Raw genomic sequence first — 21,687 nt, 5'->3', positions numbered from 1 at the left:
GGTTTGCAACAGGCATGGCACAAGGTCGCTGTGGCCACTCTCACCCAGAGCATAAGCGGAAAGCCCAGCTTGTCAGCGATGTTACCGTTGCAGGGCGAAAACTTCGATCTCGCTATTGATGAAAGGAAACGCAGATGAAGCCTCTAATCAACGGAGTCGAACTCTGGCTCAAACATTTCCCGTTTCCTTCCGATGCGCTGCACAAATATGATCGAGGCCACCTAGCGGTCATCGCATCCGAAGACCTGACCGGGGCAACACGATTGGCTGCATCGGCTGCAAACCGGATAGGTGCAGGGGTCGTGACCGTTCTGTCCAGAAATCGTGTGAAGTTTTATCAAGCTTGCCTGCCGCCAGATATCATCGTGCGAAACGAGGATCACGCGGATTGGAGCGATTATTCAGTTTGTTTAGGGGGGCCGGGTGGAATTCTATGTGATCAGAGAGAGCGCCTAGAGCAACTCTCTGGAAAACCTCGTTTGCTAGATGCAGGCGCTATACCGATCGAACCCAAAAACAGCTTTCTTGACCCAGAGGCTTTGCTAACCCCTCACGAAGGAGAATTTAGGCGCGTTTTCCCCGGACTCTCAGGATCACGTTTAGAGCGCCTACAACAAGCGATCGCTCAAACGAACGCCTGCATTCTTCTGAAAGGGCCTCAAACGCTGATAGGACATCCCGACGGACGAGTTGTCATCAACGATCGACCTAACCCTTATCTCGCAAAAGCAGGGAGTGGTGATGTTCTGGCGGGTCTAATTTCGGGACTAATGGCTCAAGGTATGGATACGTTTCATGCTGCATGTGCAGGAGCATGGTTCTTGAGTGAATGTGGTGACAGACTCGGTCCTGGTCTGACAGGAAGTGACCTCGAGTTCACTGTATCTGAAGTCTTATGGGACCTTCACAGTTGAAGTTAAAACAACGGCATTGGCAGTAGATCTCAGCTCGAATAATATCCGTGCAATCTAATACCATATTCCAGAAGTATTTTAGCCGTTTCGAAACATATGAGCGTCGAATAGCCTTTGTGGTGAATGTTCGGTTCTGGTCACCGTTGGCTACAACATTCTCTTTGCCTTCCCCCAACTGAGCCCTTTTCAGTCGTCGACTAGGCAGCGTGTAGCCGCTCGCTTCGGTCAAAATTTCTCCTGAAAATGCCCCGTGCGTGATCAAGCATTCCCTCTATTCATGTTACCCGCTGTCGGCGGAGGTACAGCTCGAATTCGTCCAAGCCCACCTTGATTTCGCCGTATACTATTCTCGCGGACCTGATCGAGCGAACGTTTCATCTGACCGAAGAGCGCTTCCGGATTCCGCCGGAAAGCCGGGTTTGCCGCCATCCAGCGGGCCGCGACCCCCGTCACAATGGGGGCGGCTTGGGACGTGCCGCTAAACCGTGCGTAAGCTCGACCAGGAATAGCAGCCTTCACGTGGACACCGGGTGCAGAGATATTTGGAACAGGGTAGCGCGGCCCCTCCGGGTAGGGGCCTTTGCCCCAATCGCTAAAGTCTGCAACCATGTCATCGATATCGCTAGCCCCGACACCCAGGGTTTTCGCATAATTCCCCGGAGAGGTATGATTGTGTTGCCCTTTTCGACCATTATTCCCGATCGCAGCTACAGTAGGAATTCCATGCTTTCGCCCTGCGCGTATCATGCTGATAAGAGAGTTGTCATAACCCTCCAAGCCGATTGATACGTTGATTATATCGACACCCCTTCGATTGGAACGAAACTGCTTTTTTACAAGCCAATCAATACCAGCAGCGATCTGAGGAGCTTTCCCGCCCAGCCTCCCTTTACTGTCGCGAGTCGTCATAACAGCCGCCACAGCCAGAGCGGCATTGGGCGCAACGCCATATGTCGCGCCGGCAGCGATCGAACAGACATGAGTCCCGTGCCCACTCGCATCGCGCGCTTGCCTATTGACTGGCCGTCCATCCTTATCGAATTCCTGAAAGTAGACTCGCTTTCCCGAAAATTCAGGGTGACTTCTATCGATTCCTGTATCTAGGATACCGATCACAGTCCCCTTACCGCCCGATTGACCAGATCTAAGTCCGATCTGCTCGAGATGCCAGTGATCAGATAGTCTCTCCTTATCTGTTTGTATCTCAAATGAATCGACCATCGGGATGAATGTATCGGGAATGGCGGAGACTCCCTCACGTTGATTTATTTCGTCTATATCGAGATCTTCACCTCGTATAATGATCGCCCCAATCCCACTAAGCAGACTGACACGCTCTTCTTCATCCACTGACAGATCGGCATCATCTCCGAATGCTGTCTCTTCGATTTCGCCCTTCGTAAGTGGAGCCGTCATTGCCGAAAGTGGCAGGCTGCCCTTTTTCTCCAAAATGGACTCTGCCAAGGCAGCCAACACGCGACGCCGGTGCGCAAAACGCAAGCCATCTGATTGCGGCGTCGTGATGGTTTTGGCAGTGTCAGGTGATGGCTCATAGGCCGCAGATGCATCGCCACCGTCGGGCGGGGCAATGGCAAGAATGGCCTCGAAATCTTCGTCCAGATAGTCACTATCCAGCATGATCAGGACTGTTTTGGTCATTTGCGCACCATCCCTACATAATGGGCTCGTCGGGGTCATCGCTTACGAAGTCGTCGGTCCGACTGAGCCGTCGTCCAATTGAGTTCGACTGCATCCTATTCAGCAGCTTCGGGAACCTTCAGCAGACAAGCCGCCAGCGATAGCAGTCCCTCGTCGACGTCCTGTTTTTTCATTAATCCGATCGCGTCCTGCGAATAGACAAGGAAGTTGTTGTCCAATGAATGGTCGTTGATTTCAGTCAGGATAGCGTCGGTCGCTTCGCAGCTGGCCTGGCTTACGGCGTTGGCATCCTGATCCAAAAGGTCGTCTATATAGCCCTGAACGACCCAGCGCGTGACTGGCCCAAAACGGCTATCGACAAAGTTGTTGGCCGGATTGCCATCTGCGTCGGTCTCGCTCAAATATGTATTAACCTCATCAATATCGAGCCGGCTAATGAGTTGGCCACTGTCGGCGGACTGCAAAGCTGTCTGAACAGCAGTCACTCTGTCTCCTGACAGTAACACATCCGTATCATCTTCATTGCCAATGGATGCGGGATTGGGAGCGGCTGGAACAGTCGGCCCACCAGCTGAGTTTGCTAGTTTTGGCGGTTGTTTGATGGTGAAAATCGTCGCTTTTCCAAGCGTATCAGTGATGATGAATTGCTGGTCCTGCCCGCCGGGCTTGATATCGTTCTTTTCCAACGTAACTGACAGGATCGATCCATTGACCGAGACGCCATCAGGACGGTCCTTGACGAAATAGGGCGCTGCACCACCCGTGATTTCGGTATTAACGGTTCCGCCTTCATAACCTTCAGCTAATGCGAAACTGCCGGGATTGATAGCGATGGCGGGCGCTCGGTCGATGGCGTCGATCTTGGCACCCGTGCAGGCTGCGAACGCATTGTCTGGGAAGGTCAGAACCGTCTGGCCACCGAGAGCCTTTATGTCATCTTCGAGTTCTTTGACCGTTGCGTTTATCTTGTTTCTTAATGTTATGATCCGAGCGAAGTCCTCATTGCGAGCTTTGGTCAAGTCGTCTGTGATACTATCGAGTTCTGACTTAAGCTGGTTGAGTTCACCATCGCCGCTAGACCATAGAGTGACACCCACATTCGGATCAGTATTATTTACATCTAAAGGTGCGGGCTGTGTCATGGATTTGGGCTTTACCGTCGATAAATCCGCAAAAGCGAGACCCCCATCAACGGACGCTCGCAAATTGTCATTGAGCTGAATGAGATCCGGTTGAGTGCGTCGAACCGCATCATTCACTTGCATGCGAACAGTTTCAATCCGGTTGAATAATTGTGCCCCAAGTCGATCATAGTCTTGGAGTAAAGCGTCGACTTCGCTCTTCGCACGATCTGCCGCCAGACTCGCATCGGGTTGTGGAATATTATTTGTGGCCCTGATCGCCTCAATCTGACTCACAAAACTTTCTAGTAGACTCTCTCTCGCACTTATGGGGATTTCAGGCTCGACGGGTTTATCCTGAGTCGACCTTCGCTTGGCTGTTGCTTCCGAGTCCCTAATGGCTTGATCGATTACTCCACTCGCATCGTCCGTTGCGTCATAAATCAGATCACTGAATTCCGACCTAAAACTATCCACTACGTCATTATATTCCTGCTGATACTCTGACAGAATTGCTTTCATTTTCTCAATCCGATCAAACTCGGTACCCTGAGGGCGATTATCAGTCGCCGCAGATAGAACGCAGATCACTTGCCGCGCACCCAGACTATAGGCGGCTTCGTGGCTCGGTGAGATCAGGACACGGCTGCTAATTCCCAGGCCTGATGCGCTCAGCCCTGTTATCAGGGCCGTGTCGCCACCATTATCTGTCGCTTCAAGGCCGAGAGCGACGAGCCCGCCCCAGATAGAGCCAAGATTCGCGCCACGTCGTTTCTGAGCCGAAGCCTGCAACGCGTTATTGTAAGCATCAATCAAAAACCGCCCATATTGGTCAGCTGCTTGGTAACTGATGGGTTTCGTCTCAACGTTAGTTGAACCGGATTGGAACTCAACACCGAGCTTTTTACCGAGTGCTTTCCTGTCGGCATCATTGGAAAACTGCATCCCGGGCCGTGGAATATCGGGCTGAACATAGGGACCACTCGCACAGCCACTCAAGATAAGCGCTGCCAGCGCCGTTGTCGTGAAAAGCCCCGCCGTTACCTGTCGCATTTCCTGTACCCCATTCATTTCTACAAATGATGGCGTAACTGAAATCCGCTTCTTCGCCGCGTGATCATCATCACGCTCAGCAGAATTTCTTGACTATACTTTATTATTTTGAAACGTATTACCTCCTAGGGAGACTACGTTGTGGGGCGGGACGAGGTTCAAAATAATCGTGAATCCCTAATTCGGTCTTACGGGACTATTCAAACCTTAAGCCCTTCGGATCGATTATTTTCGATGGATGATCCGGCGTCGGAAATTAGTTTCATTTTAGACGGCCAAATTTCAGCGCATGTGTTTTCAGAAACTGGCCAACAAACATGGGTCAGCCAATATTTACCTGGCGATTTTATTGGCTACATAGATTATTTTATTGAGAACACGAGAACATCCGAAGCTGTCGCCGACACTTTTGTGCAGATCGTTGTCCTGAAACCGCAAATGTTTGAAACGCTCCTGAGCCAGAACCCTGATCTGCAAAACCTAATCCAGAGAGATATGGCTCAGAGATTAAATGACATGACGCTACGTTTGGTCGAAGCCGTAACATTATCCGCGCCCGGTCGCGTCTGTGCCGAGCTCAAACGTATGGCCAAACCGATCGGGCGTGATCCGGGGAGTCAGATTATTCGGCCCAACCCCGTTTTTGTAGAGGTAGCACGGCGGATTAGCAGTACACGTGAGACAGTCTCCCGGACGGTCAGTCGATTGTGCAGTCTTGATGTTTTATCCCGCACATCCGGCGCCATCATCATCAGGGATATGGAGCGATTAGAGCGGCACATCCGTTAGGCTAACTTAGGCTTCGCAACGAGTGCGTAGGCTTCGTAATCGTCCTGCGTTCTTCCGGCATAGCTCACGCTATGTGTATCATGTGCCATCAAAGCAATCAGATTGGCCATCGTGTCCGATACATATATTCCGCCCGGAAGCGCCGCCTCTAGCAGAGACTGCGCAATAATCTGTGCCTTCGGGTCGCCCTTCAGATAGGTATGGATTCCAAGCTTGATTTGAGGATGACCACTCTCTCGCAAATGATGGGCCGTGTTCAGTATGGCTACCATGTCACTCTCAACGTGAGCGCTCTCCTGCCTACCCTCCACAAGGATATACTTTAGAGTATCCCCGAGTGGGTCTCGCGGCGTGTTTGTCGAACTTTGGACTGCGGGCGACATTATGAAGGTCTGATCTCTACCAAACTCCTTCCATAGTGCCGCATCCGCCGCAGTTTGAGACACTCTATCGTCCGGGTTGCAAATCAATAATTGAGTGGCCGGCACAGCCAGCCTGTCCGCGCTACGGATCGCCATCCCCATAGACATGGCGCTGGCAAGCCCCGTTAATGTATCGGTTGGCTTAGATGAACCAATGTCCAATTCTTGCCGCGACGCTGCCTGCTCCCAACAAGTTTCAAATCTATCAAGCCAATGCGCCCCATATGGACGCACAGATCTTTCTATGAATGCGTGTTTTGGGCCCGGCAGCACGACGTTTAATTCCGCACCCTGATCCAGTAACGCTTCCGCGATCAAGATATCGGATCCCGCTGCAAGCGCCCCATATCCAAAGCCGATATCCTGCCGTTGAATAGAGTCCGTGACCTTTTTCTTGAGGTCCAACAGATCAGTCTCCGGTATTGAATTTTCGAAAATATAGCCAGCAAAGTGAACCGATTGAGGGGGCGTGAAATGACTGAGCCACGACAGGGGTTGTTCAAGCTTTTTAGAAATCATTTTGAGCTGTTTAAGCGTTGATGCCTGCGCCACATAGTTCAGCGGATCATGGTCCCAAGCCTCTTGGAGAGCGGATTGCGCGGCACTCTCCTCACCAAGTAGAAGACGTGCTTCTGCTCGCGTGGCCTCGACGAAATATTTATCTGTTTTTTCGGACAAATCTTGTGTGGGCAGCAACTCAAGGACACGCTGAGCCCGCATGTTGGCGATTTTATTGGGGACACCGCCAAGCCAAGCCATGGTCGCTGCATTGATCCCGGAATAATATCCACCCGTTGCCCTGAACGCGGCTTCATATCGATCCGCTGACTCGAGTGCGAAGTCGCGGGCCGTCACGCCGCCGGAGCTGAGATACAGATCTTTGTACAGGCGCCCCCCCAGAGCCATGATGTCTTCATCATGCCAAACCTTATCCAGTCCGTAGCGCGCATATTCCTGCCGTGCAAAAGCAAGCGATCCTGCACGCGCGAGCGCCAAAACAGCCTGATGCATATGCGGCAAGCTGTCGGGGCTCTCGCGCAAAGCTACGATAGCGGAGTCGTATTGATCACGAGGTATCATCTGAGACCTAGTCTATCCTTAACACTCGATTCCTTGAACATGCACTATTGCCTATGGCGGACTTCCATCATTTCGGATAATTGGATCGAACCAGATATATGTGGTTGCATCATTAGGATCATAACCATCTCTCTTGGTCAGATAGAGATCATAAACAAAAAGATATTTATCCCTCCATATATCCTGTCTATTTTTCACGGCAGACGGCCCCTCATAGGTAAATTTAAGGACATCGTCTTCAACCACTAACTTCGTAAACATCTTCGACATATCTGGAGCATTTTCAATTATGTCACGGTACTCATCTCTCGGATTATCGATACTGATTGGTCTGCTTGTCCAGTGCCGAAGTTTATATCCATGCACTCGTTCAAACCCATCATAGAACTTAAAATCACCGAAGGTTTGCTCATCAAGATGAATTTCGATCGGCATTCCCTCAAGAACGCCAAAGTTTAAATCTGACTTGTAAATCAGGTCCCAGAGTCGCTGCGGGAAATTACTTGGAGTATATCCATCTCCGTCAGAAAATCTCTTAATTTCCTCAATAAATCCTCGCCCTCTATTCAAATTTTCTAATCGAGTCATTCGTGGGTTTCCACGAAAATCTCTATAAATTACAAGCTTTTTTGGCTCCATCTTAAGCTCCCTATTTAGATGCGTGCAGTTCAAGTTTTTCAATGTATTTCTCTACTTCTGAGAAAATCACAGGGAGGCTTACCTCTCTGCCGTCGAAGAATATTTTCGCACGTTGAATTTCTTCGATCCGTTGTCTTGCGTATTTTACTTTACCCAAGGAAACCTCGGCGCTCGCCAAATAGTAATTCAACCACACATAGTTTCTCAGGAAATAATCATTTGAACGATCTAGCTGCCACAACCTCTCCGCCGACTTCATTCTATTATTAATGATATCGACAACGTCGTGATACCGCTCTGCATTCAACATAGCTTTAGCAACGCCTGCTGCAGCGAGATTTACTTCATGCTCCAGAGCCCTATCTTTTGGGTCATTTCGGAGCGCGATTTGCAAGACTAGAAGTTGTTTTTGCCGCGTCAGCACTGAGAAATCCGGGGCCTCTGCGGCATGAACCTCCGCTTGCCATGCATAGGCGTAGGCCAGCTCTTTAATTATCTGTTGGGCCGTTGGAAACGACGCGTATGCGGCCTCAAACCGGCTCACCAACTCATCAATAGTCTTAGTTGGAACGTTGAGCTTTCCTAGCCTAGAATCCCATATGGCCAAATTGGTGTCCGCCATTATGGGCTCTATACGACCGCGAAGTGTATTCGGCTCAAGGACCGACAAATGTTTCGCTAGATCTGCATATTTTTCAAAAAATTGCCGAGCTTCGTTTTTGGTATCTTCGGAAAAGTTCAAACTACCCAACCAATACGCAGCTTGCGCATAGTTAAAAACGTAATCTGCATTGTCTGGAGCGCGCTCATATAAACGGCGTGCCTGATTATAGGCGTCTTCAAAATAGGATCGCGCTGATCTGGGCTGCTTTTCGTCCACGGATTCGACTCGACCAAATTCAAGCGCAATTTCACCTAGGCTCATATTCACACGCGATAAACGTTCATAAGCCTTTGGCTGATCTAGGGTCGGTTCAAAATCATCGTAATAGGCACTCGCTCTCTGAATGACGACATCGAGCACGTCGAGACGCCCGACCTTCTTAACTTCCTCTTTTAAATCCGTCAGCATGAACTCTATTTGCTCTTCCGCTATGTTCCGACGGAAATCCGCCTCCTCTCGCGCATTCATTGCGCTTATCAAGAGTGAACCCATCGCTATCACAATGGCCAATGCGGATAGCGTGATGGTCATCACGCGCTGTCTGCTGCGTCTAAGGTCTCTTTGGACCAGATCATCCAGACCTATGTTGGCCAAGCCCGATAGAAGTTTCAGTAAGCCAAGCCGTTTTCCGTCGCCAATATTCCGTAAGTCTGCGGCGAGAGGCTCCGCGGGTGTTCGGGTCAACGCCCCTGTCTCATCGACCGTGTATCGCAGAGCGTCAGGGAAACATTCGGTTTCTCCGCCTGAAAAGGGCTCCCCTTCAACGATGACACTAAAGATGCGAGCGTCACGATTATGCCGCTTGAAGTATAAGATCTCCTGATTGACCCAGTGCGACTTTGCACTCGCGGGAGAACATATGACGATCAAGGCTTCGGACCGCTTTAAGGCCGCTTCGATTTTTCTGCCCAGATCATGGCCAGCGGTCAATTCCTCACGATCTCGGAAAATGGGTCGCATTAGATAGGGACTATACTTGCCGTCCCTATCTACAGAGAGAACCTTGGGAGGAAACGGGTAATGCTCAAGCTTTCGGTGCAGCCACGAGCCCCATTTCCGGTCATGGTGGCTATAACTGATAAATGCTTTGTACGTGTGGTGTGGCTGCATCCAATATCCAGTGGTCTCAAACGAACTGAAACCACGATAGCATAAAATATTGCCGTCGCCATGCACTCGAGAGATCAGTCCATCGACCATGGCGGCATCGTCAGAGCTGCTCTGACTAGTAGACCGAGAAGTGCCTCATGGGATGCAGCTCTCTCGTGGTGAGATCGCTCGGGTGGCATGCGGCAAAACTACGGACTAAATCTTACCCGCCCTGTCTTTCTAGCAAGAATTGACGGCTCAGTAGGTCATTCCGAATGATATGCTTCCGCCATACGCATTAAAACTATTCGCGCCTATACCGTCATAAAAGCCTTCAACTGTGAACCTAGAACCACTTTCTAGAGTGTAGGTCAGGCCGCCTTGACCACGAGCCCTAAACTGATCGGACCCGGTCATCATACCTGTTGTCAAGTCTGCCAGATCGGGCGTTTCAAAGTCCCAGATACCTCGCAATGAGAATGTTGACGAGAGAGCTCGAAGACTCTCTTCATTCTCATTTTCAAGCTGGATCGTATGGCTGATGCGCGGGCCGAATGAAAGGCGTCCAAGCTCTACGTCCTGTTCACCGATAACGATGCCGTTACTGTCAGTATATGCCGACTGCCGTTCCGTGTAATAGAGCAATGCCAACTCGGGGGAGATCGTCCAACCAGACGTTTCCCCTTTAAGGTTTAATTGACCCGTCAATTGCCCTTTAAGCAACCACCGTGTTGTTTCGAACTCATCGACATAAGTATTGTACGGACTTATTTCATTATCTGATTTGCCCCATGCCACGCGACCATCAAAAACGAGCCCATCTTTGAGGCGAACAACCGTATAGGGTCCCACAAGGAAACCATCTCCAGAGACTTCAAATCCGTCACTTGAGATGGTCTGTGAACGGCTTTGTTTGGAGTGATCATATTGACCAAGCACGCCAACGAGAAGGTCATCTGACACGCGATAATCTACGCCCGCATGTATAAATAACTGATCGGTTTCCGACCCGTCTTCACTATCCACTACTGCCAGAGTAGCTTGTACCCAGCTCGCTATCCGGCCTGCATGATCTGCTCCAACAAGCCGATTGAGATTTAGGGCTTCACCTGAAGCCCCGCCATCAAATGACAAGTTGACCAATTTCAAGTTACCGGATCCATTGAGGCGCCCATCAAAGCCTTTTCCGGCGCCTTGATTTTGCAACCGCGCTGAAAGGTTTGGATCCGCCGCAGTCAGTTGGTCGGCACGTCCGGCTATAAAGTTATTTGCAATGGCTTCCGTTCGTATACGTACGACCTCTGAATCTAACTTAAACTCAGTGACCGCAGGATTGGCGAGCGCCTGATTGCCATTTCCTGAACTATCCTCAGCGACGTTGGCGCTTATTGTTACTGTTACAGCCCCCAACTCCGCAGGTTTGACCATAAACTGATATTCATCGGCTGTCAGTTCGGTGAATACATCAATGGTACCATTCGTGACCGTGATATCAGATGCCTCAAAGTTGATCACATCTTCAGAGAAGCTCGCCGTTAACATAAAATCGACCGTTGTCTCACTCGGTGGGACACTCAGCGTGACGATGGGGCCCGTTGTGTCAATGCGGACTGAGGCGATCTTTGCTTCAGTATTCGTATTCCCGGCAACGTCTGTAAAACTACCCGCCTCAATAGATAATTTGAGCATCGTTCCGTCAGTGGCCCCCTCATGATTAAGTGAAGGCGTGACGCTGACTGTAAAAATGCGACCTCCCGGTTGAGCGGCAAAGTTTGACAGGGCCCCACCCTCAATGCCGATGTCATCCAGTTCGAAGTTGGTGACAGGCTCTGTGAAGGTGAATGTGGCGGTAAATGGGTTGTCGGCGTCACTCGTGCTTGCGGAGTCAGGAAGTGTGATTTCAACTTCAGGCGCACTATCATCTAAAATGGCTGTCTGAACACCGGACGCGATGTTCCCATTACCGGCGAGATCAGTGACGACATTTGCCGCGAGCGACACTGATATATCACCCTGACCATCTGGGCCTATCAACGCAGTATATCCCGATCCATTGCCATTGAGTTCGCTCACAGATCCGTTGACTACGGAGATATCTGCCGCCGCGAAACCAGTGACGTCTTCGGAGAATGTAAATCTTGCCGTAAACGCCCCGGTGATTAGATTTGGTACGTCAGATATTGTGACCGTTGGCGACGTATTGTCCTCATTCGTCAGGCTAAATGCGACAGAACTCAGCGCCCCAGACGTGGCCGTCACAGCATAGCTGCCGACTGTATTATTCGCGGTGAGTATGGACGATGTTGCCACACCTGAAGCATCCGTTGTGACTGTTTCACTGATCCCGCCACCAGAAAAATCCCCGGACGCCCCCGAGGCGGGTGCCGTAAACGTGACGCTCTCACCTGAAACCGGATTGCCGCCCACATCCGTGACTGTCGCGATAAGGACATTGCTAAACGCCGTCGAAATTGCCGCGCTTTGTCCGCCGCCCGATGTCGCAACTAAGGTCGCAGCTGCGCCTGGCTGGTTTGTTAGGGCATAGGTCACGGAGTTTAGAGACCCGGACATAGCCGTCACAGTGTAATTACCAATCTCACCATTTGCCGTGAATCTGGACGACGTAGCAGCACCGGCCGCATCGGTTATGGCTGTTTCACTGACCCCGCCGCTGGAAAAGGTTCCTGACGGACCCGCAGCTGGTGCCGTAAAAGTGACGCGTTCACCCGGCACAGGGTTACCGCTCGTGTCTATCACTGTCGCAACCAGCACATCATTAAACGCCGTCGAAATCGCCGTATTTTGTCCGCCACCCAAAGTCGCCGTCAAGGTTGCGGCTACGACTTCGTCGTTACTAAGAGTAAAGGCAACAGTACCAAGCCCCGCAACAGACGCCGTCACATCATAAGTGCCAATTATCATATTGGCTGTGGCTGTGACTCTGGCTTCACCATTCGCATCAGTAATGGCTGAGGGCGCAGACAAAGCAGCACTGGCTCCAGACCCCGGAGCCGTAAAGTTTACGGTCACGCCTGAGACGCGTTCCCCAACCCTGTTTTCCACTCGGGCAATAATCGCATTTACAAAAGCGGTATTTATCGGCGCAGTTTGCCCGTCACCTGACGCTGCAGCAATATTACCGCTCGCAATAGACGCGTAGGTGAAGCTCTGAAGAAATGGATTCTCATCTGCGTCATTATTCGGAATAGAAAGAGTGAAACTGCGATCAGGCCCGCCAGATGTTACCGGGATCACCCGGTAGCCGAGCAGAGTGCTTTCACCTGGGATGACGGACGCAGTACCTGGCTGAATGAGCCGCAAATCTTCCGGGTGTGTCGGTGACACGATTATTGCCTCACCTAGCGTCAATGGACCAGTACCGGCATTTCTAATAGTCAGGCCGCCTGAAATCGCAGTAACATCCCCAAGCGCAACCGTATCGCCCGTCTGAAGCTCCGTGACACCTCGAAACACTTCAATCTCGGGCGGCCCCTGATTATTCGTTAGCGTGAAATTAACTGACGGGAGACCCGTGGCAGTCGCGACGACGTCATATGTGCCTGTGTCACCATTCGCCGTGAAAGTGGTCGAGGTCGCCACGCCGGATGCATCGGTCGTGACGGTTTCACTGGCGCCGCCACCGGAAAAAGTCCCGGACGCGCCCGAGGCTGGTGCCGTAAAGGTGACATTTTCGCCCGGAACGGGATTGCCGCCCGAGTCCGTCACCGTTGCGATAAGGACAGCATTAAAAGCCGATGAAATCATCGCACTCTGGCCGCTACCTGATGTCGCTACAAGACTGCTTGGGGCACCGACGACTCCGGTCCCACTAATGTTGAACGTAAACGGGCTTTCGTCCGGGTCATTGGAGCCAATGGAAATCGTCGCCTGACGCACGCCGACAGCTGTTGGTCGAAATCTAACAACAAAACCCGTACTTGAGTTACCGGGCAGATTACGGCTCCCTAGGCTGGGGCTGAACCTGAAATCACCTGCATTGGGGCCTGTAATCTGCACATTGGAATCGAGAATGGACAACGTGCTGAATGGACTAATATTTCCGACGCCATATCTAAACCGATCCGAGTCCGTACCCACCTGCTGAATGCTAAAATCCGTACCGTCTGCAGCTGACGTTACGGTTTGGCCGTTTACAAGATCAGGCCCGCCCGTTGGATTGGCGCTTGTGCCATTGCCGGTAACTCTAATATCCGGCTCATTATTGATGATCTGAACTGTGGACTCATCAAGCCCTGTTGGCATGCTGTTCGTCAGTGGATCATTGTCACTATCAATAATATTATGCCCCGGGCTCAATGACAGCGTAACATTTCCATTGAGGTCCGCCAGATCACCCCCAGACAGTCTCAAATCCAAGAGCGTTCCAAACTGAGACCCGATGTTGTCCGTAGGCGGCGTTCGGACGGAAAGTGTCGCGGTTGTCCCGCTCACCTGAAAATCATCGGCTGTGAGGTTCTGTATCCCCTGTTCGGAGAAGATGATCCGCCAGATGACCTCATCGGCGTCCGTAGGCGAGGTTCCAATGATCTGATCGATAGAGCTGATGCGTGGCGGTTCATTGACGCCTGTACCGGTCAGATCAATGATGAACGGGCTTTCGTCGCTATCATTATTGGTAAATGAGAAGGTGACATTGTGAACCCCTAATCGGCTCGGCGTGAACCGCACAACGAAGTTATTTTGGCTTCCGGCTGTAATCGGCGACGCTGGGTCTACCCTTACTGTGAAATCAGCGGAATCCGGACCGGATATGATCGGGCTGGAGAACGTCAGGTCGGCCGCGCCCGTATTCTCGATGATAAGCGTCAGGTCACGCATATCTCCGATTTCGACAGACCCGTAATCGGTCCCCTTTGCACGCGTTGGTGTTGTGTCGGGCGTTGTGAGCGTGCGCGCCAGAGTTCGGATTACGAGTTCCGGCTGGGGTCCAACACTGTTGGTTAAGTTGAACGCGTTTTCATTTATGCCCGTCGGGGCAAAATTCATCAGCGCATTGCCAGCAAAATCCGTAATGTCAGTGCCACTATTAATAGACAGCGTCACTGTACCGTTCAGGTTAGGTAAATCCCCTCCTGAGAGGATCACGTCATAGACCGACGCGGAGACAGAATTAACGGTCACGTCTGCGTTCGCAACACCCGCAATCACGAAGTCCCCGCCCAGGGCACCATTCACATTCTGAACCGCTTCATCGAACGTCACGCGCCACGTCAGGCTGTCTGCATCCGTGTTTTCAGTCGTCGGATTTTGTCGAACGATAGAGGCAATACGGGGCGGGGTCGTGTCCGCAGCTGCAACCGTGTTCGTCAAGCTGAAGTCTACTTGCGCGATGCCAGCCGTGGTCGCAGTCACCGTATGAGCGCCCGCAACGCCATTGGCCGTCACACTCACGGACGCCTGTCCATTGGCGTCCGTCACAGTTGTAAACGTGTTATTTCCGTTCGGAAATGTGACGGAAGGGTTGGCTGCGTTTCCGTCTGATACAAACTGTATACTCGCACTCGATATTGCATCGTTATTTGTATCAAGCAGCGTCACTACGAGTGGCTGCGCGTAAGCGGCGTTGATTGCAGTGGACTGAGTGTTCCCCGATGCCGCTGTGAAACTTCCTGGAACAACTGACCCAGTCCCCTGAACGTCGAACCTGAAGGTTCCTTCGTCCGCATCATTGGTGGTCAAGGTAATCGTCGCCTGCTTTAGCCCGGCCGTAGATGGCGTAAATTCTAGCGCAAAATCTGTTTGGCTACTGGCACTTACGGGTGAAGTCAGGTTCGAGATGATACGGAAATCACCTGCGTCTGCTCCGGAAATCACAGGGCTGCTAACGATGAGGTCCGCATTTCCCTGATTGATAACAAAGAACAATTCATTTCTGGAAATCCCGACACCTTGGGACCCGAAATCTGTTCCGTCTGCTGTCGATGGCGTTGTATCAGGTGTGCTAATGACCTGACTGTTGCTCCCTTGCACTTCGATTTCGGGGGCTTGAGCGTGAGCCTTGGATACTGTCGAAAAACCTAGAAGCAAGACCGCCATGGCAATAACGAGATAACGGCCCCAATAAAGACCATAGGTGTGAGATTTATCTTGAATAGATCGAAACATCGTATGCTCACCCCAGCGTGCGTTTGGGGTAAACTTACGGAACTCGAAATCAGCGCGTATCCACTAATCAGTATAGGTGGCCATATTTCAAAGCCCTGATCTCTATTAAATAGTAGATATACGCCCTAGGGAATTCGCCATAGGGTCACATCAACAAATCAGGGGAGACGAAAGGGCTGTGAGCAAGGAAACATCAACGCCGCATACGGTCCTTATCGTAGAAGATCGAATCTATACCGCCAAAACTTTGCGGGCAGACATTGACGCACATCCGGCGCTAAAGGCCATAGCCATGGCGCATAACGTGGCAGACGCTCTGCAGGCTATTCAGCAGCATAGACCGCGTTTTGTTCTAGTTGATTTGGGTCTACCCGGTGGTTCGGGCATAGATGTCATTGACGCTGTGCAGACCGTTTCTTGGCGTTGCGAATGTGTTGTTATCTCGATTTTCGGTGATGAGAACCGGGTTCTCGAAGCACTACGCGCCGGAGCCAAAGGATACATTCTAAAGAATGACCCGCATCGGAACATCGGCAAACAGATTATGGATTTGATCGATGGCGGCTCTCCCATGAGCCCAAAAATCGCGCGCTTGTTACTTAAAATCGCGCAGTCGGGAGTAAACTCACACCCTCAGAACGACAACGATATACCCAACCTCACAGGTCGGGAAATGGATGTCTTGCAGCAACTTTCTTACGGGTTCAAACGCAAAGAAATAGCGGAACGGCTCTCTGTGTCTGTCGGCACCATCAGCACCCACATCAACAGCATCTACGGAAAGCTCAATGTCAATTCCAATATTGAAGCGGTGATTTTCGCCAAATCTAAGAAGCTATTGTAGGGCTTGGATAAGCCTCGTGATCCTAAAACACCAAACTTCATCTCGGAAGTATGCCATCCGGCATTCCGTAATCTGTTCTCTTATTGTGTTATTTTGCGCATCAGTTCTGTCAGCGCTCGTTCTAGTTCTTCCGCTAAATGCCTATCCAGAATACTCAAATTCCAAGAAATTTAGCACTATCAGTATGTGCCTAGGGACAATGGTGGAATGTCAGATCGACGGAGCTGAATTCCAAGACGTTAGTCTTCCCGTCTATCTCCCTCCAGTGAGACAGGCGGGGACCCATGTCGCAACGTTTCAACTTGAATTTGACCGGGCGGATATTGATTCAGACGTTGCGGCAATTTTCCTGCCTCGGTTCGCTGATGGTTTACGCTTAGAGTTGAACGGTGATCCTATCTCGCCAAACACGGATAATTTTGAGCGCTATAAAGACAAACCATTCACCCGGTTGTGGCATTTGCCATTTTACACCACCTTTACCGAGCGTCGCTTGAAGGAAACCGGAAACACAATTTCTATCGAGCTTGAAGCTTATAATTTCACCCAAATCACACTGTCCCCTGTCTATATCGGGGATGCATTCAGATTGCGCATTGCAAACCAGTTCAGATTTGTTGCCCGCAATGGTTATATTCGGGTCGCTTTCGCTTTGCAGGTTGGAATCGGGGGATTTTTACTCCTCTTGTGGTTAGCCCGGCGCGAGGACACGGAATATGGTTGGGCACTCGCCGCCAATCTGGCGGCTTGCCTCACATGTTGGCACTATATTTTACCGAACACACCTTTTTCAGCGCATGCGTGGACGTTGATCTGGAACATCGCCATTCAGGTTTATATTTATGCACTCTACAGATATTCTAGAAAAGTTATAAAATTACCGTCTTCTCGAGTTACCATAGTGTGGGTCACAGCATTTTGTCTGCTGAGTTCACTCACTCTATGTTTCATACCCGTCCAACAGTTAGCTGTCGGTCTAACCTATTACCATATTGGCAATGGCCTTTTAGCGTTAAGCGTACCCTATCTATTTCTCGTAAATTTACGTTCAAATCCGTACATCAACGCCGCTCACTTCATGATCTTCATTATGGCTTTCAGTTTCTTGGCTCGTGATTTTATATACATCTACGTTGATCCAGATCGTGCCATATTCCAAATGGGGCAATTTGTTCCCCTACTTGTTTTCACGATTATCACAGGCTTATTACTCACGCGCTTAGCCATTAGCCTGAACCAGGCTGAGAGCTTGCAGCAAACCATGAAACAAACAATTGAAGACAAATCGGCGGAAATCGTCGCGAAAGAAAATCAATTAGCCGTTACGCGAGAACGTCATAGAATCATGCTCGATTTACATGATGGGGTCGGCGGACAACTTGTTAATACACTCGCTTATATGCGCGGTAAAAAACGTAGCGATCCAGTGGTTAAATCCTCTATGGAAGCTGCCTTGCGTGATATGGCTCTCATCATTGATAGCCTAGAAGGATATGAAGATCTTTCGACATTGCTAGGCTCTCTGCGGTCAAGAATTGAACCTTTACTTGATGAAAATCAGATTCGACTGCTCTGGCATTTGAATGGAACACCCAATATTGAGACCAATCAGCGTTCGAACAATCTCAGCATTATTCGTATAATTCAGGAAGCGATCACAAATGCCGTGAAGCATAGTAAAGCTGAAACGATCACAGTCTCAAGTGATGATCGATCCATAACGATTATTGATGACGGCAAAGGATTTGATTTACAGAAGGCTCGTCAGAAAACTGGAACAAATAGTGGTATGGGCCTAGAAGGCATGAAACATCGCGCACAAGAGATCGGTATAGATTGTCATATCCGCTCAACTCCGTCAGGCACTCAAGTTCAACTTCTCTGGCCAACCTAAGGCACTTCAGAAGAAGCTAACTCTGCCCCATTCTGCCGACGTTTCACTTTTTCAGCCCGCTTAAGTCCGACCGCTCCACAAACGCTGAGATAAGTTGTGGTTGCAAGCGCGTTCGGCTTCATGCCAAAAATATCTTCAGCGATTAGGTTGGATCAATTTCAGCGGACAATGCCAATCTGGCTAGTCACAAAAAATAACGTCCTCCCATAGCAGCCTGTTCCCTATTACGATTGCAGCTCAATCGATGGTGAGGTTTTTGCCCTTCGTAGAATTTGCGACCCTGTGGCCAGCACGGCCAAAATCACACCAATGCCCCCTGAAATGATGAAAAATCTGGGGCTAAAGCTCACTTTGTATGCGAACTGCTGAAGCCACCCAGACATAAACCACCAGGATAGTGGCCAGGCGATAAGGCACGCGACGATAATCGGTTTCACAAACTGCCAGGCTAGCATTCCAGCGATGTCTCCACCTTTGGCACCAAGAGCTTTTCGTATTCCGATTTCTCGCTTCCGGCGTTCAATGGTAAAGGCGGACAGACCGAAAGCGCCAAGAATGGCAACGAAGATGGCGAGCACTGCGAAAGCAGTAGCGAGCCGAAGAAGCTGCCGGTCCTCGTCATATTGCTCGGCCAACTCCGCATCAATATATCTAATATTGAGGTTTTGATTTGGGTAGGTTCGCGACCAAGCGGCGTTTAAAGCATCCATAACTTCCGTGTGACGCGAGCCATCAAAATGCACTAAAAACACACTCATACTGCCTGGCTTAGGTATAAAGACCATGGGCTCAGCTTTGTAATGCAATGACTTATAGTTCAAATCATCCGTCACGCCGATAATTTGAATGTCAAAATCTACGCCATCAATCTGCATGCCTGCCGACTGACCCACGATATCCTCAATATCGGATATTCCAAAATTTGCGAGCGCAGCGCGTGTTATGATTACAGGCAATTGATCACTGAGCTGACTGAGGTCGTTATTGCCTTTCAATGCCCTATCGCTGGCATAGGTCTCATCAAAATCCCGGCCCGCGATAATCGGTATCTCGAAGGTTTTCAAAAACTCTGCGTCGACATACAGATAGGCTGCATTTGCGCTCTCTACTGCGCTGCGGCCTTCGGGGTAGATTAGACCAGATGCATCGCGCCCCCAGTCCGGCAAGGCATTCACACCGCTTATTCCCAAAATACCAGCTTCATCATTCAAAAGCGTCCGTAAAGTCTCAAGCCTTACAATCGTCTCGGTAGGACCGCGCTGAACGCCATAGATGGCAAGTCTATCTACGGCTTCAAATCCAAGCGGTTTTGAATCGATCAGACGTATCTGTGCGAACATGATAAGAATGGCCGTGACCAAGGCAATCGCAGCGGAAAACTGAATTGTGAGAAGCAAACTATTGCCGACCGTAGAGCCACCAATTTTTTGGTCAGAGCGCAATGCGACCGAGGGTTTTAACCCAGACAAGTACAGAGCGGGCAGAATTCCAATAACTCCAACGAGAGCTATTCCTACAAACGCAACAAGTATCAGAAACACTGGCGAATGAAGGGTCGATAGAGACAGTTCGTGCCCGACCAGTGTTTCGAATACTGGATGAAACAATTCGGCCGCTGCAAAACCAACTAATAGACTCAGGAATATATACACGCCAGCTTCGGCAAGATAATCCTTAAGCAATCTTGCTCTGCTAGCTCCGAGCGCCTTTCTCAATCCGACTTCACGGGTGCGTGACATGGCTCTCACTATCGACAAGATTGAGAAGTTCAGTCCGGATGCCAGAAGTATGACAATAGACACACCCGTGAAGAGTTTAAGCTGCCCCGGATTGCCACGCGTTTTCAAGTCCCCGGACTTAGCGGCAGAGAAATGCACATTTCGAATTGGCATCAATTCGAACTCGACTTTGATACCCTCGCTTTTGTCGAAATTTTTATCGAGAAATTGCTGCGCATAAGTCTCAATATTCTGTTCGAAAGATTGAGATGGTTGGCCATCCTGCGTACGGAAATAGTGGCGCACACTGAGGCCATTCCAGCCGTTACGGACTTGCAGTCCGTCTCGAATAGCCGAGTTGTCGATATGGCTGATTACGCTAATCTCTAAATGCGTTTCCCGAGGCAGATCAGCGATAACCGCCGTTACAACCCCATCACTATGCGTCCAGACATCCAATGTTTCGCCGATGGGGGATCTGTCCCCGAAAAACCGCTTCGAGACAGTCTCCGTCAGAACTAGGCTGTTGGGATCCGCGAGTGCCGTATCTGGATCACCTTCGATGAAGTTGAACTCGAACACGTCGAAAAAGTTGGGGTCCGCGAATGCAATCCTGTAAGTTTCTCTATCATCATTCTCACCGATACTGAAAAAATCATAGGCCACACGCGTTTGACTAACCTGATCAGAAACTACGCCGTCAAACTCTGTCTTCATGCCGTAAAAGGTCGATACGGTTGGGCGTGAATTCTGCCCAGATTGTGTGACGCTTGTCTCCAAACGATAAATGTTTTTGCTATCGGGAAGCCATGCTTCATAGCTCAACTCTTCTTGCAGATACGCACCAACAAGGACCGCGCACATCGCCCCCAAACTGAGACTGAGGATCGTGATCAACGTGAAAAGTTTGTCTGACAGCATGTGGCGCCAGACAACTGTGAGCCAGCTTAACATGTCAGTTTTCCTCCCTCGGAGATTGACTAACGGAGTTGTCTTGAGAGGTCATAATCTCTCCATCGAACAAACGGATGGTTCGTCCCGCATAGGAGGCATGGGCTGGCGAGTGTGTCACCATGACCAGCGTCGCGCCTTCGTCATTCAAGGATTTCAAAGCCCCCATCACATCTTCACCATGATGGGAGTCTAGATTGCCTGTCGGCTCATCCGCGAGGATTAGATCAGGCTCGGTTACAAGTGCACGGGCTACGGCAACACGTTGTTGCTGCCCACCAGAAAGCTGCGAGGGTCGATGATCCGCGCGATGCGCAATGCCAAAGCGCTCCATAGCCAATCCAGCTTTCAGGCGGCGTTCTTGGGCACCCGTTTTTCGATAGCGCAAAGCCAGTTCAACATTTTCACGGACCGTCAGCTGATCAATCAGATTGAAACTCTGGAACACGAAGCCGATATGCCGTCTCCGCACTTCTGCCAGTTTAGCTTCGGAATATCGGGACACATTTTCATCCTTGATCCAGAAATCGCCAGATGTCGGTCGGTCGAGCGTTCCCAAAATGTTCAACAAGGTCGATTTTCCGCACCCCGATGGCCCCATGATACTGACGAATTCACCTGGATTGACCTTTAATGAAACGTCTCGAAGCGCTGTCGTCTCAACCGTTCCACTGCGAAATGATCGCGATATTTTTTCAGCTCTGAACATCTTCTGCTCCAATTC

At 50.4% G+C, this 21,687-nt stretch carries 12 protein-coding genes; 4 read left to right on the top strand and 8 right to left on the bottom strand.

Annotated features, from left to right (window positions below):
• Window positions 1-134: 134 nt before the first annotated feature.
• The gene (locus tag QQL54_RS01770) at window positions 135-914 is read left to right on the top strand and encodes an NAD(P)H-hydrate dehydratase (RefSeq protein ID WP_284386895.1); all 780 of its coding nucleotides are present in this window, start codon (window positions 135-137) and stop codon (window positions 912-914) included.
• Window positions 915-1,172: 258 nt separating this feature from the next.
• Here the strand turns inward: QQL54_RS01770 and QQL54_RS01765 are convergent, their stop codons facing one another.
• Window positions 1,173-2,573: a S8 family serine peptidase gene (locus tag QQL54_RS01765; RefSeq protein ID WP_284386893.1), complete on the bottom strand. Its 1,401-nt coding sequence runs from the start codon at window positions 2,571-2,573 to the stop codon at window positions 1,173-1,175.
• A 95-nt stretch (window positions 2,574-2,668) separates the two neighbouring features.
• Entirely contained in the window at window positions 2,669-4,747 is a 2,079-nt protein-coding gene (locus QQL54_RS01760) for a hypothetical protein (protein WP_284386891.1), read from the bottom strand.
• A gap of 141 nt (window positions 4,748-4,888) precedes the next feature.
• Here QQL54_RS01760 and QQL54_RS01755 point away from each other — a divergent pair, with 141 nt between their 5' ends.
• The gene (locus tag QQL54_RS01755) at window positions 4,889-5,536 is read left to right on the top strand and encodes a Crp/Fnr family transcriptional regulator (protein WP_284386889.1); all 648 of its coding nucleotides are present in this window, start codon (window positions 4,889-4,891) and stop codon (window positions 5,534-5,536) included.
• Here the strand turns inward: QQL54_RS01755 and QQL54_RS01750 are convergent.
• The 4 genes from QQL54_RS01750 to QQL54_RS01735 form a co-directional block, all read right to left on the bottom strand.
• A complete protein-coding gene (locus tag QQL54_RS01750; protein ID WP_284386887.1) occupies window positions 5,533-7,038 on the bottom strand; it encodes a TRAFs-binding domain-containing protein in 1,506 nt (501 codons plus the stop codon). The genes QQL54_RS01755 and QQL54_RS01750 overlap by 4 nt on opposite strands.
• A 51-nt stretch (window positions 7,039-7,089) precedes the next feature.
• Window positions 7,090-7,677 carry a hypothetical protein gene (locus QQL54_RS01745; protein WP_284386885.1) on the bottom strand — a complete coding sequence of 196 codons (588 nt, stop codon included), beginning with the start codon at window positions 7,675-7,677 and terminating at the stop codon, window positions 7,090-7,092.
• A 10-nt stretch (window positions 7,678-7,687) separates the two neighbouring features.
• Window positions 7,688-9,541, bottom strand: a complete 1,854-nt coding sequence (locus tag QQL54_RS01740) for a toll/interleukin-1 receptor domain-containing protein (RefSeq protein WP_284386883.1) — start codon at window positions 9,539-9,541, stop codon at window positions 7,688-7,690.
• Between the two features lie 147 nt (window positions 9,542-9,688).
• Window positions 9,689-15,556: a choice-of-anchor D domain-containing protein gene (locus tag QQL54_RS01735; protein WP_284386881.1), complete on the bottom strand. Its 5,868-nt coding sequence runs from the start codon at window positions 15,554-15,556 to the stop codon at window positions 9,689-9,691.
• Window positions 15,557-15,734: 178 nt separating this feature from the next.
• Here QQL54_RS01735 and QQL54_RS01730 point away from each other — a divergent pair, with 178 nt between their 5' ends.
• Together QQL54_RS01730 and QQL54_RS01725 are read left to right on the top strand one after the other, a co-directional pair.
• A complete protein-coding gene (locus QQL54_RS01730) occupies window positions 15,735-16,400 on the top strand; it encodes a LuxR C-terminal-related transcriptional regulator (RefSeq protein ID WP_284386879.1) in 666 nt (221 codons plus the stop codon).
• 184 nt (window positions 16,401-16,584) lie between these two features.
• Entirely contained in the window at window positions 16,585-18,294 is a 1,710-nt protein-coding gene (locus tag QQL54_RS01725; protein WP_284386877.1) for a sensor histidine kinase, read from the top strand.
• 224 nt (window positions 18,295-18,518) lie between these two features.
• Here QQL54_RS01725 and QQL54_RS01720 read toward each other — a convergent pair whose 3' ends face one another.
• Both QQL54_RS01720 and QQL54_RS01715 read right to left on the bottom strand, forming a co-directional pair.
• Window positions 18,519-20,966: an FtsX-like permease family protein gene (locus tag QQL54_RS01720; protein ID WP_284386875.1), complete on the bottom strand. Its 2,448-nt coding sequence runs from the start codon at window positions 20,964-20,966 to the stop codon at window positions 18,519-18,521.
• Window position 20,967: 1 nt separating this feature from the next.
• A complete protein-coding gene (locus QQL54_RS01715; RefSeq protein WP_284386873.1) occupies window positions 20,968-21,672 on the bottom strand; it encodes an ABC transporter ATP-binding protein in 705 nt (234 codons plus the stop codon).
• Between the last annotated feature and the right edge of the window lie 15 nt (window positions 21,673-21,687).

This window comes from Algimonas ampicilliniresistens (genome assembly GCF_030159955.1).
Taxonomy (GTDB): Bacteria; Pseudomonadota; Alphaproteobacteria; order Caulobacterales; family Maricaulaceae; genus Litorimonas; species Litorimonas ampicilliniresistens.
The sequence above is the reverse complement of the archived record's forward strand: the minus strand, read 5'-3'. Positions and strand labels throughout refer to the sequence as shown.